General features: G+C 69.2%; 14 protein-coding genes, 1 tRNA gene and 2 pseudogenes. 11 read left to right on the forward strand and 6 right to left on the reverse strand.

Annotation, left to right across the window (positions count from 1 at the left end):
• Positions 1 to 27: 27 nt before the first annotated feature.
• Complete coding sequence (locus tag L2X99_RS02765) at positions 28 to 1353, reverse strand: nicotinate phosphoribosyltransferase (RefSeq protein WP_236125167.1); 1326 nt, start codon at positions 1351 to 1353, stop codon at positions 28 to 30.
• Positions 1354 to 1492: 139 nt separating this feature from the next.
• On the opposite strand from L2X99_RS02765, the gene L2X99_RS02770 reads away from it, so the two are divergent.
• The 6 genes and pseudogenes from L2X99_RS02770 to L2X99_RS02795 all read left to right on the forward strand — a co-directional run bounded on the left by L2X99_RS02770 (position 1493) and on the right by L2X99_RS02795 (position 7094).
• Complete coding sequence (locus L2X99_RS02770; protein WP_236125166.1) at positions 1493 to 2959, forward strand: glycoside hydrolase family 3 protein; 1467 nt, start codon at positions 1493 to 1495, stop codon at positions 2957 to 2959.
• 14 nt (positions 2960 to 2973) lie between these two features.
• Positions 2974 to 3903, forward strand: a complete 930-nt coding sequence (murQ, locus tag L2X99_RS02775) for an N-acetylmuramic acid 6-phosphate etherase (protein ID WP_236125165.1) — start codon at positions 2974 to 2976, stop codon at positions 3901 to 3903.
• Between the two features lie 11 nt (positions 3904 to 3914).
• The gene (gene murI, locus L2X99_RS02780) at positions 3915 to 4757 is read left to right on the forward strand and encodes a glutamate racemase (RefSeq protein ID WP_236125164.1); all 843 of its coding nucleotides are present in this window, start codon (positions 3915 to 3917) and stop codon (positions 4755 to 4757) included.
• Positions 4750 to 5493: a ribonuclease PH gene (gene rph / locus L2X99_RS02785; RefSeq protein ID WP_236135607.1), complete on the forward strand. Its 744-nt coding sequence runs from the start codon at positions 4750 to 4752 to the stop codon at positions 5491 to 5493. The genes murI and rph overlap by 8 nt, the downstream gene beginning before the upstream one ends.
• Positions 5490 to 6079 (forward strand): annotated as a pseudogene (gene rdgB, locus L2X99_RS02790) (RdgB/HAM1 family non-canonical purine NTP pyrophosphatase). Before rph ends, rdgB begins: the two are co-directional and overlap by 4 nt.
• A gap of 100 nt (positions 6080 to 6179) precedes the next feature.
• Positions 6180 to 7094: a cation diffusion facilitator family transporter gene (locus L2X99_RS02795; protein ID WP_236125162.1), complete on the forward strand. Its 915-nt coding sequence runs from the start codon at positions 6180 to 6182 to the stop codon at positions 7092 to 7094.
• Between the two features lie 6 nt (positions 7095 to 7100).
• On the opposite strand, the pseudogene L2X99_RS02800 reads toward L2X99_RS02795, so the two are convergent.
• A pseudogene (locus tag L2X99_RS02800) lies at positions 7101 to 9511 on the reverse strand (ATP-dependent DNA ligase).
• Between the two features lie 83 nt (positions 9512 to 9594).
• Between L2X99_RS02800 and ku the strand changes: the two are divergent.
• Positions 9595 to 10404, forward strand: a complete 810-nt coding sequence (gene ku / locus L2X99_RS02805; RefSeq protein ID WP_236125161.1) for a non-homologous end joining protein Ku — start codon at positions 9595 to 9597, stop codon at positions 10402 to 10404.
• A gap of 9 nt (positions 10405 to 10413) precedes the next feature.
• Here the strand turns inward: ku and L2X99_RS02810 are convergent, their stop codons facing one another.
• Entirely contained in the window at positions 10414 to 11172 is a 759-nt protein-coding gene (locus L2X99_RS02810; protein ID WP_236125160.1) for a DedA family protein, read from the reverse strand.
• A gap of 326 nt (positions 11173 to 11498) precedes the next feature.
• Positions 11499 to 11580, reverse strand: a tRNA-Leu gene (locus L2X99_RS02815).
• A gap of 80 nt (positions 11581 to 11660) precedes the next feature.
• On the opposite strand from L2X99_RS02815, the gene L2X99_RS02820 reads away from it, so the two are divergent.
• From L2X99_RS02820 to L2X99_RS17765, 4 genes are read left to right on the forward strand one after another with little or no spacing between them, the layout of a single operon-like run.
• Positions 11661 to 12803, forward strand: coding sequence for a CpaF family protein (locus tag L2X99_RS02820; RefSeq protein ID WP_236125159.1), 1143 nt, complete (start codon positions 11661 to 11663; stop codon positions 12801 to 12803).
• Positions 12800 to 14230 (forward strand): type II secretion system F family protein, encoded by a 1431-nt coding sequence (locus L2X99_RS18110; RefSeq protein WP_329608124.1) that lies wholly within the window; start codon positions 12800 to 12802, stop codon positions 14228 to 14230. The genes L2X99_RS02820 and L2X99_RS18110 overlap by 4 nt, the downstream gene beginning before the upstream one ends.
• Positions 14194 to 14592 (forward strand): type II secretion system F family protein, encoded by a 399-nt coding sequence (locus L2X99_RS02835; RefSeq protein ID WP_236135608.1) that lies wholly within the window; start codon positions 14194 to 14196, stop codon positions 14590 to 14592. Before L2X99_RS18110 ends, L2X99_RS02835 begins: the two co-directional genes overlap by 37 nt.
• Before the next feature lie 19 nt (positions 14593 to 14611).
• Positions 14612 to 14734 carry a hypothetical protein gene (locus L2X99_RS17765; RefSeq protein ID WP_268928542.1) on the forward strand — a complete coding sequence of 41 codons (123 nt, stop codon included), beginning with the start codon at positions 14612 to 14614 and terminating at the stop codon, positions 14732 to 14734.
• Between the two features lie 101 nt (positions 14735 to 14835).
• Here L2X99_RS17765 and L2X99_RS02840 read toward each other — a convergent pair whose 3' ends face one another.
• The gene (locus L2X99_RS02840; protein ID WP_236125156.1) at positions 14836 to 16002 is read right to left on the reverse strand and encodes a GmrSD restriction endonuclease domain-containing protein; all 1167 of its coding nucleotides are present in this window, start codon (positions 16000 to 16002) and stop codon (positions 14836 to 14838) included.
• A complete protein-coding gene (locus L2X99_RS02845) occupies positions 15999 to 17195 on the reverse strand; it encodes an adenine-specific methyltransferase EcoRI family protein (RefSeq protein ID WP_236125155.1) in 1197 nt (398 codons plus the stop codon). Before L2X99_RS02845 ends, L2X99_RS02840 begins: the two co-directional genes overlap by 4 nt.
• Positions 17196 to 17238: the final 43 nt, after the last annotated feature.

The raw sequence follows: 17238 nt of genomic DNA on the forward strand, positions 1-17238 counted from the left end.
CGATAGGCAGGCTCAGGGACCCGGGATTCAGACCGCGTCGACCCAGAGCGTCGGGATCGCAGGGTCGGACTTGCTGAGTGCCAGCGCGCGGATCGGCAGTTCCTCGCGCACTCGCAGATGATGTGCACGAGCGGATGCGGTGCCCTGCGTACCCTCGAACGAGGTGTCGATGTCGCCGCGCTCGACGAGCACGACCTGCAGCGGCCTGGCATCCGGGTGCTCCGCCGGCACGTCGACTTCGTCGAAGCCCGCGGAGACGGCGATCGTCTCCGCCGTCGCCGTGCCGTCGGCGAGCGCGCGGAAGGCGGCCTTCCTGCCGCCCTTCGACGCCTTGTCCGCCGAGGCCTTCGCCACCGGCACCCAGGATCCCGCCGCATCCTGCCTGGCGACGAGCTTGTACACCATGCTCGCGGTGGGGTAGCCCGAGCCGGTCACGACAGAGGTGCCCACGCCGTAGGCGTCGACGGGAGACGCGGCCAGCGCGGCGATCGCGTACTCGTCCAGGTCGCTGGTGACCGTGATCCGGGTGCCGGTGGCGCCCAGCTCGTCGAGCTGCGCGCGCACCTCAGCGGCCACGATGGGCAGGTCGCCGGAGTCGATGCGCACACCGCCCAGGGAGGTGCCCGCGACGCGGATCGCGAGATCGACACCGGCGCGGATGTCGTACGTGTCCACGAGCAGCGTGGTGTCGGTGCCGAGCGCGTCGATCTGCGACCGGAAGGCCGACTCCTCGTCGTCGTGCAGCAGCGTCCAGGAGTGCGCGGCGGTTCCCATGGTCGGGATGCCCCAGCGGCGGCCGGCCTCGAGGTTGCTGGTGGCGCCGAAGCCGGCGATGTACGCGGCCCGGGCGGCCGCGATGGCGGAGTGCTCCGCCGCGCGGCGCGACCCCATCTCGGCGAGTGGCCGCTCGCCGGCCGCGATGCTCATCCGGGACGCCGCGGTCGCCACCGCCGAGTCGTGGTTGAGCACGCTCAGGGCCAGGGTCTCGAGCACGACGGCGTCGGCGAAGGTGCCCTCGACGGTGAGGATGGGGGATCCGGGGAAGTACAGCTCGCCTTCGCGGTATCCGCGGATGGTGCCGCCGAAGCGATAGCCCTCGAGGAAGGCGAGCGTGGCGGCATCCACCACGTCGCCGTCGCGCAGGAATCGCAGTTCTTCCTCGCCGAAGCGGAAATCGCGCAGCAGGGCCAGCAGTCGTCCGGTTCCGGCGACGACGCCGAACCGCCGCCCGCCGGAGAGGCGTCGCGAGAAGAGCTCGAACACGCAGGGCCGGGAAGCGGTGCCGTCGCGGAGCGCTGCGGCGAGCATGGTCAGTTCATAGCGATCGGTGTACAGCGCCGTCGACGTCGTCATGAGGTCGAGCTTACTGACGGCGCCCGGCGTCGTTCGTGGAACAGTCGCGTTCGGCCGCATCCCGCGCCAGTACACTGAATCGGCCGGATCGAACACGCCGCAGCCCTGGCGACCACCCGGATCCGGCGGAGGAGTGCGCGTGGACGACCTGACCAGGCTCGCGAACGGCGTCGTGTGGCCCGGTTTCCTGGGCGACGATGTGCCGCGATGGCTCGAATCCGAGCTGCGGGGCGGCCTCGCCGGCGTCGTCTACTTCGCGCAGAACCTGCAGGGCGACACCGCCGCGCTGAGCGCGCGCATCCACGAGATCGCCCCGCACGCCCTGATCGGCATCGACGAGGAGGGCGGCAGCGTCACACGCCTCGAGACCTCGACGGGGTCGACCGTGCCCTCGGCAGCGCAGCTCGGCATGCTCGACGACCTGGATGCCACATACGACACCGCGGCGGAGATCGCTCGGCGATGCGCGGCGGTCGGCGTGGACGTCGTGCTCGCCCCCGTCGCCGACGTGAACACCGATCCGCGCAACCCGGTGATCGGAACGCGCGCTTTCGGCAGCGACACCGCGCTGGTCTCGCGTCATGTGGCCGCGGCCGTGCAGGGCATCCAGGACACCGGCATCGCCGCCTGCGCGAAGCACTTCCCGGGGCATGGCGACACGCACACCGATTCCCATCACGATCTTCCCCGCGTGGACGCGACGGCGGCGGAGATGGCGGAGATCCACCTGCCGCCGTTCACCGCGGCGGTGCGTGCCGGGGTGCGCGCGATCATGACGGCGCACATCAGCGTGCCGGCATGGGGTGAGATTCCGGCGACGCTGAACTCCGCCGTGCTCGGGCTGCTCCGCGAGGACGGGTTCGATGGGGTCATCGTCACCGATGCGCTCGACATGGCCGCGATCCGCGAGACCGTGGGGATCGGCGGCGGCGCCGTCCGGGCACTCGCCGCAGGAGCCGACCTGCTCTGCGTCGGCAATCCCACGAACCCGGGGCCCGCGATGATGCCGGACCAGGACGAGCGCGACTTCCGCGCGGCCCGCGACGCCATCGTCGCCGCGCTGCGCTCGGGGGAGCTCAGCCGCGAGCGGGTCGAAGAGGCCGCCCGAAGGGTCGCGGCGATGGCCGCGCAGACCGCCGACGCGCGGGGGACGGGGCAGGAGGGCGCGCTGGACGCCGAGGGCGTCGTGCGTCGAGCGATGGTCGTCCGCGGCGAGGTCGTCGCCTACCCGGACGGACCTGCCACCGTCGTCGACATCCGCCGTCCCTCGTCGCTGGCCGTGGACAGCGCGGCGGGGCATGTCGCCACTGCCCTCGCCGCCGGCGGGCCCGTGATCCGGCGCGACGCCGAGACCGCCGACGGCGAGGCCGTGGCGGAGATCGTGGCAGGTGCACGCACGAGGCGCAGCATCCTGCTGGTCGACCGCCTCGACGAGACCTCCGCGCAGCGCGCCGTGGCCACCGCCGTCTCCGGCGGGGCGCCGGACACCGCGATCGTCAACGTCGGCGTGCCGAGCGCCGGGGTGCCGGGAGCGACGGTGCTCGAGGTCGCCGCCGCGAGTCTCGTCGCCGCGCAGGTCGCCCGGCGCATCCTCATCGGGAACTGAAGAAAGGGACGCACATGACGCGCGACGACGATCTCCGCGAGAAGCTGGGGACGCTCTCCACAGAGGCCGTGGACCCGGTCTACGCCGAACTCGACCTCCTCGACACCGAGGGCCAGGTCGAGCTCATGCTCCGTCAGGGCGTGCAGGCCGCCGAGGCCGTCGCGCGGCAGGGCGACGCCATCGCGCGCGCCGTCGACGGCATCGTCGGGAGGCGTTCGACGGGCGGACGGCTGATCTACATCGGCGCAGGCACGGCGGGGCGGATGGGCGTGCTCGACGCGAGCGAGATCCCGCCCACCTACGGGACCGCCCCCGACGAGGTGATCGGTCTCATCGCCGGCGGCGACGTGGCGGTGCGCGCCGCCGTCGAGAACGCGGAGGACGACGATGTCGCCGGACGAGCTGCGGTCGACGGCATCGGACTCACCGCCGCCGACGCCATCGTCGGCGTCTCGGCGTCGGGACGCACGCCCTACGTATCGGGCGCGCTGGCGCGTGCGCAGGAGATCGGCGCGTTCACGATCAGCCTGGCGGGCAACGCCGGAGCGGTGATCTCGCGCGGAGTGGATGTCGCGATCGAGGTCGACGCCGGTCCCGAGATCGTCGCCGGCTCCACCCGGCTCAAGGCCGGAACCGTGCAGAAGCTCGTGCTGAACGCGCTGTCCACGCTGGTCATGGTGCAGGAGGGCAAGGTCCTCGGCAACCTCATGGTCGATGTGCAGGCCACGAACGAGAAGCTCCGTGTGCGTGCGCAGCGCATCGTCATGAACGCGACCGGATGCGATCTCGGCACCGCGGCCTCGGCGCTCGAGGCGGCCGGCGGGTCGGCGAAGGTCGCGATCGCGATCGCTGCGAGCGGCGCGGATGCCCCGGCGGCGCGCGCCGCCCTGGAAGAGGCCGGTGGCCGGCTCCGTCCTGCGTTGGAGTCGCTCGCCGCGGGCTAGGCTGGATCATCATGAACGACGCTCCGATCGGCATCTTCGATTCCGGGGTCGGCGGACTCACCGTCGCGCGGGCGATCCGGGCCCAGCTGCCGCAGGAGTCGATGGTCTACATCGGCGACACCGCGCACTCGCCGTACGGACCGAAGCCGATCGCAGACGTCCGCCGATACGGCCTCGAAGTGCTCGACACCCTCGTCGAGCAGGGCGTCAAGATGCTCGTGATCGCCTGCAACACGGCATCCTCGGCCATGCTCCGCGACGCGAGGGAGCGCTACGACGTCCCCGTCGTCGAGGTGATCGGCCCCGCGGTGCGCCGCGCCGTCTCGACCACGCGCAACGGCCGGATCGGCGTGATCGGCACCGTCGGCACGATCGGCTCGCGCGCCTATCAGGACATGCTCGAGGTGAACGAGCGGCTCGAGGTGTTCGCCGCCGCGTGCCCGCGGTTCGTCGAGTTCGTCGAGGCCGGGATCACCGGCACACCGGAGGTGCTCGCCACCGCCGAGGAGTACCTCGCGCCGCTGCGCGAGGCCGGCGTCGACACGCTCGTGCTCGGATGCACGCACTACCCGTTCCTGCGCGGCGCGATCAGCTACGTGATGGGCGACGGCGTCAGCCTCGTCTCCAGCGATGACGAGACCGCCGCCGACGTCTACCGGCAGCTGGTCGCCGGCGACCTGCTCGCCTCATCCGACGCCCAGCCCACCCACGTCTACGAGGCCACCGGCGACTCCGCCGACGACTTCACCGCGCTGGCGAACCGCCTGATGGGGCGTGAGGTGCGCGACGTGCAGCTCGTGCAGACCGGCGTCATCACGCTCCCTCATCTGTCCCTGGAAGGAAACAATGTCTGACATCACCCGCGCCGACGGCCGCACTCCCGATCAGCTCCGCGAGATCACGATCGAACGAGGGTGGAGCGCGAACGCCGAGGGCTCGGCACTGATCAGCTTCGGCGGCACGAAGGTGCTGTGCACGGCGTCCTTCACCAACGGCGTGCCGCGCTGGCTCACCGGGAAGGGCAAGGGCTGGGTCACCGCCGAGTACGCGATGCTGCCGCGCGCGACGAACAGCCGGAACGATCGCGAGAGCGTCAAGGGTCGCATCGGCGGACGCACGCACGAGATCTCCCGGCTGATCGGGCGTGCGCTGCGCGCCGTCGTCGACACCAAGGCTCTCGGCGAGAACACCATCGTCATCGACTGCGATGTGCTGCAGGCCGACGGCGGCACGCGCACCGCGGCGATCACGGGGGCGTACGTCGCGCTCGCCGACGCTATCGAGTGGGGCGCGAGAAGAAGTTCATCGGCAGGAACTCCACGCCGCTGCTGGACTCGGTCGCCGCCGGTGTCGGTCGGCATCATCGACGGAGCGCCCATGCTCGACCTGGCGTACGTCGAGGACGTGCGCGCCGAGACCGACATGAACGTCGTCGTCACCGGTCGCGGCCTGTTCGTCGAGGTGCAGGGCACCGCCGAGGGCGCGCCGTTCGACAAGCGCGAGCTCGACGCGCTGCTCGACCTGGGCGTCGCCGGGTGCGGCGAACTGAAGGAGCTGCAGCTGAAGGCGCTGGCGGAGGAGCGGGCGTGAGGATCGTCCTCGCGACGCACAACGCGCACAAGGTCGCGGAGTTCGGCGGCATCGTCGCGGCGACCCGCCCCGACCTCGAGGTCGTCGGGTACGAAGGACCGGAGCCGGTCGAGGACGGCGTCACCTTCGAGGAGAACGCGCTGATCAAGGCCCGTGCCGCCGCACGGCACACGGGGACCCCCGCGCTCGCCGACGACTCCGGCATCGCCGTGGACGTGCTGGGCGGATCGCCTGGCGTCTTCTCCGCATACTGGGCGGGGCAGAAGAAGGACGACGTCGCGAACCGGGAGCTGCTGCTGGATCAGCTGCGCGACATCGCGGATCCTCACCGCGCCGCCCGCTTCGTCAGCGTGATCGCCCTGGCGCACCCGGACGGACGCGAGTGGACGGTGCGGGGGGAGTGGCCCGGGCGTCTCGCGCATCAGGCGGCGGGTGCCGGCGGGTTCGGCTACGATCCGGTGTTCGTGCCGGACGGGCAGACGGCGCCCGAACGGACGGTGGGGAGTTCACCGCGCAGGAGAAGCAGTCGGAGTCGCACCGCGCCCGTGCCTTCGCCGAGCTCGTCCCGCTGCTCGCCGCCCTCTGATCCGCCGGCGCGGCGGAGTGCGTCGCGAATGATTCTCATCCCCATTCCCGACTGGGCGAAAAGGCGCTTCACCAGGGACTTCCCGTCCTACGCTTGAGGCATGCACGATCACGCTCCGACCGACCTCCGTTCGTCGAGCAACCGCCGACTGCTGACGATCTCGCTGTGCCTGACGGCCACGGTGATGATCGTTCAGGTGATCGGCGCCATCCTCAGCGGCTCGCTCGCCCTGCTGGCCGACGCCGCGCACATGTTCACCGACTCCTCAGCACTGGTGGTCGCGCTGATCGCGAGTGCGGTCGCCGCCCGGCCCGCCGACGACCGGCGCACGTTCGGCTATCAGCGTGCCGAGGTCTTCGGCGCGCTGATCAACGCGATCATTCTCATCGTGCTGATGGTGGTGGTCGCGCTGCAGGGCATCTCCCGGTTGATCGAGCCCGGCGAGGTCGAGGTCGCCGGCCCGCTGATGCTGACCGTGGCCGTGATCGGCATGATCGCCAACGCGATCTCGATGTGGCTGCTCAGCTCGGCCCAGAAGCACAGCATCAACGTGCGCGGCGCCTACCTCGAGGTGATGGGCGACCTGATCGGCTCGGTGATGGTGATCATCGCCGCCATCGTCATCGTGACGACCGGCTGGATGCCGGCAGACGCGATCGCGTCGCTGGTGATCGCGGTCATGATCCTGCCGCGCGCGATCTCGCTGCTGCGCGAGGTCTTCTCCGTGCTCGCCGAGTCGGCGCCGAAGGGTACCCAGGTCAGCGAGATCCGCGAGCATCTGCGCGGCTACGACGGCGTCGTCGACGTGCACGACGTGCACGTCTGGCAGCTCACCCGCAGCGCGCCGGTGTTCACCGCGCACGTGCGCGTCGAGCCCGACGTGCTCATGGACGGACGCGCGGCGACTCTCCTCGACGAGTTCCACACCTGCCTGTCCGATCACTTCGACGTGGAGCACTCCACGTTCCAGCTCGAGCCGGCCGATCGCTCCGAGTGCGAGGCCGCTCACGACTGACCCCGGTCAGTCCTCGATGCGGATCTCGGCGACCGACTTGTCCGGCCGCAGGCCCCGCCAGCGGGCGTGGCGCAGGATGCCGCCCGGCGTCCAGTTGCCGAACTCCACCTCGCCCACGAGTTCCGGACGGACCCAGAGCGCGTCCGAAGCCTCCGGGGCGGGCACCTCGACCGGCGCAGTGCGTACGCGCAGCGGCGTGAGCCTGGCGTGCAGGTCGCGCAGCATCCGGTCGGTGAATCCCGTGCCGACGCGGCCGGCATAGCGCAATCGCTGGGTTCCTGAGCCTGTCGAAGGGTCCGGCACGGCGAGTAGCAGTGAGCCGAACGTGCCCGCCCGATCTCCGTGGCCCGGCCTCATGCCGATGATCGCCGCCTCCTGGGTGCGGGTGAGCTTCAGCTTGAGCCAGGCGGACGAGCGCCGTCCCGGGCGGTAGAGCGAATCCGGGTCTTTGGCGACCACCCCCTCCAGCCCGTGCTCCTGGCTGGTCGCCAGCGCGTCGTCCACGTCGTCGAAGACGGGCGTCACCTGCACCGGGGCGTCGAGGCCCTCGGCGAGCTGCTCGAGCAGCTCGCGGCGCTGCCGCAGCGGCACGCCGGTGAGGTCGTGACCGTTCAGGCGCAGCAGGTCGAACAGCAGGTAGACCACCGGCGTGCGCACCACCTCGCGCTCGATCTCGCGGGCCTTCGTGAGATGCATCCGGTCCTGGAGCCGGCTGAAACTCGGATGGCCCGCAGCGTCGAAGGCGACGATCTCACCGTCCACGACTGCGTCCTCGGCCGGCAGATGCGGCGCGCCGTCCGCGGTGAGCTCGGGGTAGCGGGCAGTGATGTCGGTGCCGCTGCGGGCGTGCAGCCGCATGCGTTCCCCTGACCAGGTGCCCAGCGCACGGATGCCGTCCCACTTGATCTCGGCCCAGCCGCGTGCGCGCGCCATGCCCGGCGTGCCGTTCTCGGCGAGCATGGGCCGCGGGGCATCCGTCGTGGCATCCTCGCTCGGCAGAGGAGCAGGGCGCGCGGGCGGCGGATGCCGGTGCGCTCCGCCCTCCTTCATCCGGTGCAGCAGCCACTGTGACTTCTCGCCCTCCCCGGAGGTGCGGATCAGCGCGAGCCGCACGGTGCCGAGGCGTCCGCCCGGTCGCCCGGTGAATGTGCCGATGACCTCGTCGTCACGCCACTTCTCCAGGTCGACCGTGCCGGTGTCCCAGATCGTCATGCCACCGGCGCCGTACTCCCCGTGCGGAATGGTGCCCTCGAACGTGAGGTACTCGAGGGGATGAGGCTCGGTCATCACCGCCAGGTGGTTGCGTGCGGGCGTCTCCGGAACGCCCTTCGGCACCGCCCAGCTGATCAGCACCCCGTCGCGTTCGATGCGCAGGTCGTGATGCAGGCTGCTGGCGTGGTGCTCCTGGATCACGAAGCGCGTCAGGGGGATCCGCCGGCGGCGGATCCGGGCATGGGCTCGGGGGTCTTCGCCGCATCGCGCTTGGCGAGGTAGGGCGCGAGCGCAGTGGGGATCGGCGCGAGGGCGGCGAACGGATCGATCCCGGCCTCCACCCTGGCGAGCACCTCGTCGAACTCGAGCTGGGCGAGGTCTGGGTCGTCCAGCTCCTCCCAGGAACGCGGCGCCGCCACCCATGGCCGTGCCCGGCCGCGCAGCGAGTACGGCGCGATCGTCGTCTTGGACGCGTTGTTCTGGCTCCAGTCGATGAAGACCTTTCCGGGGCGCAGCGCCTTCGACATCACGCTGGTCGCGAGATCGGGATGTTCGGCCTCGATCGTGCGCGCCAGCTCCTTCGCGACCGCGGAGATCTGATCGCTGGTCTGCGCGCCGGTGCCGTCGTCGTCGACGGGCAGCGCGGCGTAGAGGTGGATGCCCTTGCTGCCGCTGGTCACCGGCACCGGGTCCAGGCCCATGCCGGTGAGGATGCCGCGTGCGCTGCGTGCGATCTCGGCGCACTCCGCGAGGCCCGCTCCCGGGCCGGGATCGAGATCGAGCACGAGCCGGTCGGGGCGCCCGCGTCCGCCGGAGGAGGTGAACCGCCACTGCGGCACGTGCAGCTCGAGGGCCGCGACCTGCGCCAGCCAGACCAGCGTCGGCACGTCCTCGGCCAGCGGATACTCCTTGGTGCCCTCGGAGTGCTCGATCGGCATCCGCCGGATCCATTCCGGTGCGCCCTGTTCCAGCTGCTTCGTGAAGAAGGACGACTCCGGGGCATCCGCCGTTCCCACGCCCTCTACCCAGCGCTTGCGGGTGACCGGCCGTCCGCGCAGATGCGGCAGCATCACGGGGGCGACCCGGGTGACGTAGTCGATGATCTCGCCCTTGGTGGTGCCGGTGGACGGATAGACGATCTTGTCGAGGTTGGTGATGCGCAGACGGCGGCCGTCGATCTGCACGACCTGCCCGCCCGAAGCCATGGGGAAAGGCTAGGGCACATCGACTGCGGCCGGTATGTCAAGGGGGCTGGCCCGGGCGTGCACCCCTGGTGTGTACTGGTGCCATGAGGACGATCTGGAAGGGCGCCCTGACCTTCGGGCTGGTGAACGTGCCGGTGAAGGTGTACTCGGCCACGGAGGACCACGACGTGTCGCTGCACCAGGTGCACGACGAGGACGGCGGGCGCATCCGGTATCAGCGCGTCTGCGAGGTGTGCGGAAAGGTGATCCCCTACGCGGACATCGACCGCGCGTACGTCGACGACGACGGGCAGACCGTCGTCCTCACCAAGGACGATCTGGCGGCACTGCCGGCGGAGAAGAGCCGGGAGATCGACGTGCTGGAGTTCGTGCCCACCGAGCAGGTCGACCTGCTCACGCTCGACAAGGCGTACTACCTGGAGCCGGACTCGAAGTCGCCGAAGGCGTACGTGCTGCTGCGGAGGACGCTCGAGCAGACCGATCGCACGGCGATCGTGCAGTTCACGCTGCGGCAGAAGACCCGGCTCGCCGCGCTGCGCGTGCGCGGCGACGTGCTGGTGCTGCAGACACTGCTGTGGGCCGACGAGGTGCGCGAGGCCGCGTTCGCATCGCTCGACGAGGACGTGAGGATCAGTAAGAAGGAGCTCGAGCTGTCGGCATCGCTGGTGGACAGCTATTCCAGCGACTTCGATCCGGAGGAGTACGTCGACGAGTACCAGCGGGAGCTGCGCACGCTCATCGACGCGAAGATCGAGGCCGGCGAGGGGTTCGACGTCGCGGAGACGTTCGCCGAGGAGGGGGCGGCCGAGGGCGGCGAGGTCATCGACCTCATGGCGGCGCTGCGCGCGAGCGTCGAGCGCTCGAAGGCCGAGCGCAAGAAGGATGCCGGGTAGCGCTGCTCGCTAGTGCTTGCCGTCGCCGTCGAAGTCGGGCGCGCGGTCGAACACCTCGGGGTCCAGGACGAGGGCGGACGTCTCCGGCGCGGAGGTGCCGGCCGCCTTCTGCTGTTCGGCTTCGCGGCGCACCTTGCGACGCTCGGACAGGTAGTGCCAGACGGTGACCAGGGCCGTTCCGCCGACTGCGGCGAGCAGGATCAGGTCGATGTACTCCTGCACGAAGTGGCTGAGCCACGGGATGTACGCGATGACGTAGCCGAACATCGTCAGCCCGAAGCCCCAGAGCAGCGCACCGATGAGGTTGTACAGCGAGTAGCGCTTCCACGGCATGTGCCCGACGCCGGCGGCCACCGGCGCGAAGGTGCGCACGATCGGCACGAATCGCGCGAGCACGACGGTCAGCCCGCCGAAGCGGTCGAAGAACGCGTTCGTGCGCTCGACGTTCTTCTTGCTGAACAGCCCGGAGTCCTTGCGCTCGAAGACCGCCGGTCCGCCCTTGTGCCCGATGTAGTAGCCGACCTCGCCGCCGATGAACGCCGCAAGGGCGATCAGGAGCGACACCACCCAGATGTTCAGTCCGAAGATGTCGCTAGTGTGGGTGAGCAGGCCGGCGATCACCAGGAGGGTGTCGCCGGGGAGCAGGAATCCGACCAGCAGGCCCGTCTCGGCGAAGATGATGAAACACACCACCAGGAGCGCCCAGGGGCCCGCGCCGTCGATGATCGTGGCGGGGTCGAGCCAGGGGATGAGTCCGGCGTGGTGCAAGAGAGGCTCCCGTCGAATGGCGGTGGAACGGGCATGCGGGAATGACGAGAGAACGGCACCCCTGCCCGCGTTCCAGCATAGGGGCGCGAGGTGCTGCGCAGCCTGTGACTCTGCCTGATTCGATGCGGGGTGACGCGTGTTGTGCGGAAGGTGGGACTCGAGTCCCTCCGGCGCCCTCCACCCGCCGCAACCCGTCGAAAAGGTCGCTTTGCGCGAATCGGGCGGCGCGCGGAGCCTCCGCGCCGGTGGGGCCCGGTTGTCCAAGGGGCCTGACTTCCGCGCTTTCGGGCCCGAGACCGGACCTCCGGCCCGGCCTCGGCCCGAAGTGCGGAAGGTGGGACTCGAACCCACACGCCCGAAGGCACAGGAACCTAAATCCTGCGTGTCTACCGATTTCACCACTCCCGCGCGGCGTCAGTCAGTCTACTGTCGGGCCTTCCTGTGGATAACTTTCGAGGCCGGTTCGCGATTTCTGACACGATGCCCACGTGAGTCATCCGTCCGTCGTCGTCGCCGAGCGCGTCAGGCGGCGACTGCGCCTGGAGAACACCGATCCGTCCACCGCTCCCGAAGAGGCTCGGCGCATCGCGCAGGCCGAGGTCCGGCGGCACAACGACCGGGCGCTCGCCCGCGGCGAGATGTTCATCGACGACGAACCGGCCCTGGTGCGCGACGTGCTGGCATCCGTGTCCGGCTTCGGACCGCTGCAGCCGCTGCTCGACGATCCCGAGATCGAGGAGATCCTCATCAACGCGCCGGACCGGATCTTCGTGATCCGCGACGGCGAGAAGACCCGCCTCGATCTGCGCCTCACCGATGCGATCGTGCGCGATCTCGTCGAGCGGATGCTGCATTCGACAGGGCGCCGGGTCGACATCAGCCAGCCGTTCGTCGATGCCTCCCTTCCGGACGGATCACGACTGCACGTCGCCATCGCGGACGTCGTCCGCGGCTCGTGGGCGGTGAACATCCGCAAGTTCCTTCCGCAGCATCGCACTCTGGACTCACTGGTGGCAGGCGGATCCCTGCCGCCCGATGTCGGACGGATGCTGCGCGCGGCTGTCTCCGAGGGGCGGAGCATCATCGTGTCGGGGGCCACGCACGCCGGCAAGACGACCCTGCTCGGCGCGCTGCTGGCATCCTGCGCCGACGAGCAGCGCATCGTCACGGTCGAGGAGACCTTCGAGCTCGCCGTCGAGGGGCCCGACGTCGTCGCGTTGCAGGGCCGGCAGGCCAGCCTCGAGGGCAGCGGCGAGATCACCCTCCGCAGGCTGGTCAAGGAAGCGCTCCGCATGCGGCCGGAGCGGCTCGTCGTCGGTGAGGTGCGCGATGCCGAGGCCCTCGATCTCGTGCTCGCGCTGAACACCGGCGTCCCCGCCGCGGGAACGATCCATGCGAACTCGGCGACGGAAGCGCTCGACAAGCTCTGCCTGCTTCCCCTGCTGGCGGGGCGCAACATCGACCGCGCGTTCATCGCGCCGGCGCTCGCCGCGTCCGTGTCCCTCGTCGTGCACGTCGTCCGCGAGCCGGACGGGCGGCGCAGGGTCACCGAGATCCTCGCACCGACCGGTGAGGTCGCCGGCGGACGCATCCTCACCCGTCCCGTCTACCGGGCGGAGGCGCTCTCATGACGCTGCTTCTCGGCGGGATGCTCGCCGCCGGACTCGTGCTCGTGGCGTCGCCCTGGCTCTGGCCCGGCGGTGCGCGGGCCGAGCGCCCGGCACGGGATGGCGCGCTCACTCGCCTGCTCGGGGAGTCCGGGCACGGACGCACCTCGCCGAGCACACTGATCGCCGTGATGGTCGCGGCCGCGCTCGGAGCGGCCGCGATCGCCTGGCTGCTCACATCGCTGCCCGTGCTCGGCGTGCTCGCCGCGCTCGCGGGCGCCGCCGCGCCGGTGCTCTATCTCCGCGGACGGCGGCTGCGTCTGCGCAAAGCGCGCAGGCAGCTGTGGCCCGACGTCTGCGACCTGCTCGTCGCGGCGATCCGGGTCGGGCTCTCCCTACCAGACGCGGTCGCCTCGCTGGCCGACAGCGCACCGCAGGCGGTGCGTCCCGCGTTCGCCGTGTTCGCCAGGGATCTGCGTGCGACGGGCCGCTTCGAGACCAGTCTGGATCGGCTGAAGGCGACCCTGGCCGACCCGATCGCCGATCGCATCGTCGAGACCCTGCGCATGGCGCGTCAGGTCGGCGGCACGGAGCTCACCGGCGTGCTGCGCGCACTGTCGTCGTCGGTGCGCGCCGACGCCGCGCTGCGCGGCGAGGTCGAGGCGCGGCAGTCCTGGATCCGACGGGGCCGCCGTGCTCGGCAGCATCGCCCCGTGGGTGATCCTGGCGCTGCTCGCCATGCGCCCCGAGGGCGCGCGAGCCTACTCGACGCCAGAGGGTGTGCTCGTGATCTGCGTGGGGGCGGCCGTGTCGGTGGTGGCGTACCGGGTCATGCTGCGCATCGGCCGCCTTCCCGAGCCGGGGCGGTGGTTCGGATGAGCGCCGTCACCGACGCCGCGATCGCGGTGCTGCTCGGCGGTGCCCTCGGTGCGGGCCTGATCTCGATCCTCTTCGCGCTCCCGCGCTGGCGCGCACTCCCGCTCGATCGGCGCATCGCCCCGTACGTGCGCGACGTCGTCCCCGATGAGCTGCTCCCCGCCGGGGTGCTGCCCAGTTCCGGGCTGCTCCCGGTGAGTGGACGCCGGCTGCGCGATCGACTGCAGACGGGCTTCGAACGGATGCTGGGCGGTGGCGACGCACTGCGGCAGCGGCTGTCCCAGGCGGGCAGTGCTCAGGAGCCGTCGACCTTCCGCGCCCGCCAGCTCGGCTGGGCACTCGCCGGTCTCCTCGCCGGTTCGGTCGCGGTCGTCGCGCTCGCGATGTCGGGACGTCTCAGCGTGCCGACCGCGCTGCTGCCGGTCATCGGCGCCGCCGTCGGCTCGATCGGATACGACGCCCAGCTGACCGCGCGCGCGAAGGCTCGCCGGGCGCGGCTCGCCGATGAGCTGCCCACCATGCTGGAGTTCCTCGCGCTGTGCCTGGCCGCGGGGAGTCGCTGCCCGACGCCCTGAAGCGGGTGTCCGCCATCGGCACCGGAGAGCTCACCGAGGAGCTGCGCAGGGTCGTGCTGGCCGTGAACACCGGCTCACCGCTCGCCGACGCGCTCGCCGAGATGTCTGGACGCCTGCAGCTTCCGGCGCTCAGCCGCGCGGTGGACCAGCTGACTGCGGCCCTGGAGCACGGTGCCCCGCTGGCCGGGGTGCTCCAGGCCCAGGCGGGCGATGCCCGCGAGGAGGCCAAACGCGTGCTCATCGAGCAGGCCGGCCGGAAGGAGATCCTCATGCTCCTTCCCCTCGTGTTCCTCATCCTGCCGCTCTCGGTGCTGTTCGCGATCTATCCGGGGATGTTCATACTGCGGCTCGGCCTCGGCTGAGTCAGATCGGAGGAGACACATGACCACCATCAAGAGCTTGTTCCGCGGCGCACGCGAACTCGCCGCCGACGAGCGCGGCGATGTGCCGGGCTGGGTGCTCGTCACGTTGATGACGGCCGGCCTACCAGCCGTAACAGCCTGAGCCTATTTAGCCGGTATCGCCGCGTCGTTGCTGGGCTCGCGAGCCGCGCGCTTCGTCGTGTCGTGCGCGGGCCTGCGATCTATGTTGACGGGAAGGCTGTGCTACCGGTTGCCCTTCGCGCGATTGTGCGGGACGCACAGCATCTCGCAGTTGGCCAGATCAGTTGCGCCACCCTTCGACCACGCGGCGACGTGATCGGCATCCATTTCGGCGCGAGCGTAGATGCGAGCCTTGTTGGCGTTGTTCCCGACGGCGCACAGCGGGCAGTTCGAAGCACCGGCTGCCTTAGCCTTTGCGGTCTGCTGCGTGTAGGCGAGATTCTTCGTCTTCTCGTCGAACAGGCGGATGTCGAGCAATTGCGGTTCTTTCTCGCCACCGAGCAGATACTCGTAAATGCCCTTTCGGCTGTTGACGCCAGGGTCTCCCCGCAGCTCCTCAAGCCGAGCCTCCATCTTCGAGGCGCTGTACGACTGCGAATGAAAGCGCTCGTACATCGCGCCCCAGTCGAGACCGCGCATCTCCTTGTCCGGCGGACGAATGAACACACTCCCGACCCAATCGATGACGGACGTGAAGTAGGTTCGGAGGCCGTTGATATCAGCATCCAAGCGATGCGCGCCGAGGTAGCCATCTACGGTCTTGGCTTCGGATGAAGCGACCCAGTCCAAGGCTTCGGCGAGGATGTCCTGACGCTTGGGATCACCCGAGATGTACGACTGCCACTTCTGCATGTTGGCGTTGTGCGAGTTGCTGTACTCCGCCTTGGCCTTCGTGACGAACGGGCCAGAGTAGATGGCGTTCAGCAGCTCTTGCTTGTTCAGCGGGACACCGGCGATGTTGATCGTCTGGAACCACTGCTTGATCTCGTCTTCGTCGCCGTCGCACTCGTAGATGTCGAGCTTCGTGTCCAGAATCTTCTGCTGCAGGTTCTTCGGGAGTGACGAGAAGGTTTGCTCCTTGCCATCGACCTTGATGGCGAACTTGCCGGTGACGAAGCGACCCACGCTCGTGATGCGCTGCTGGCCGTCGAGCACTTCGAGTGTCGGGCCTTCGACGTTGAAATAGATCAGCCCGAGCGGATAGCCCTTGAGCAGCGAGTCGATGACCGCCGCATCGCGCTTACCGTCGTTGTAGATGTAGTTGCGCTGGTACTCGGGCTGAATGACCAGCTTGCCGTCGAGGCCAAACAGGCCCTTGCCTTCGAGCTCGTTGTAGACGAAGCCCTTGAGCACCTCGCCGACCGTGTAATGCTGAAGCTCGGTCTTCACTGGTCGACCTTTCGGTGGCGAATGAACAGACGCTGGTACATGCAGTGCGCCGCACCATCGTCATCCGTCAAGTACGCGATCTGTACCCGCCACGTCCGGTCGTTGGCGCGATGCTTGGCTTGGACTTCAGTCGAAGGTGGTGTGAAGAAGCCGCACTCGTCGGACTGTGCCCATTCGAGATGGTGACTGCGCCCCAATATCTCAAACTGGTCGGGGTTGTACTTGTCAAGAAAAGTGATGGGGACGCCCATCACGCCCTCGTAATCACTGGGGATCGAGTCCGTGTATGAGACTTCGATCGCGTCGTAATTCTCGTACTTTCGGTACTCGCCACCCTTCAAGTCCTTATGCCGGCTGAACCGCAGGTTGTCGGCGACCGTCATCATCTGCATGGGCTCGTGACGCCGACCGTGGTCGATGTTCGTGAACCAGCATGAGTTGCCCAGACGCGTGAAGTCGTAATCGTCGGTGGGCGGATATCCCAAGCGCTCAGCTTTGCGCCTGTCGGCCTCGCTGACTTGTGCACCCTTCGGCACCCCGAACACCATGTCGGTTGTGTTCCCCGTCGCGCCTTTCCACAGCTCATTGCCCTGAAGCCTCGGGAAGATCTCCCTGTAGGTCACTGCGTTGTTGTTGCCGATAACGGAGAACTTCTTTCCTCCGGCGAACAGCCAATTGACGAACTCGCGGAACAGACTGAACGGCGGGTTGGTGATCACGACATCCGCCTCATCGCGCAGAGCGGTGACTTCGGCGCTCAGAAAGTCGCCGTTCCCGTCGAGGTACTCCCACTGGAGGTCGTCGATGTTGATCACGCCGTCTCCGGAGATGTCGTCGGACTCCAGAACAAACTTCTTGCCGTTCAGCCGCGTCTTCGTCGCGTCGAACTTCGGGTCTGCGGTCTCGAACAAGGTGGGCGCATAGAACTGGCCGGCCGGGTTGCTGTCCGGCGCGAAGGAAGTTGAGATCAGCTTCTTCAGTCCGAAATCTACGAAGTGGAGCGCGAAGTACTTCGCGAAGTTGCTCCACTCGGGGTCGTCGCACGGGAGCAGAACGATCTTGTCCCGGAACACATCGGGGTCGAACTCCAAGTAGGCGTTCATCTCGCGCTCGATGTCCGCCCACTGCGTGTAGAACTCATCGTTCTTCGCGCTCTTCGCCGCCGACAGATTGCTGTTCGCTGCGATCGTCATCGTCCTCGCCCTTCCGTTCTGCCGCCGAGAACGGGGCCCGCTC

The sequence above is a fragment of the Microbacterium sp. KUDC0406 genome, assembly GCF_021582875.1.
Classification (GTDB): domain Bacteria; phylum Actinomycetota; class Actinomycetes; order Actinomycetales; family Microbacteriaceae; genus Microbacterium.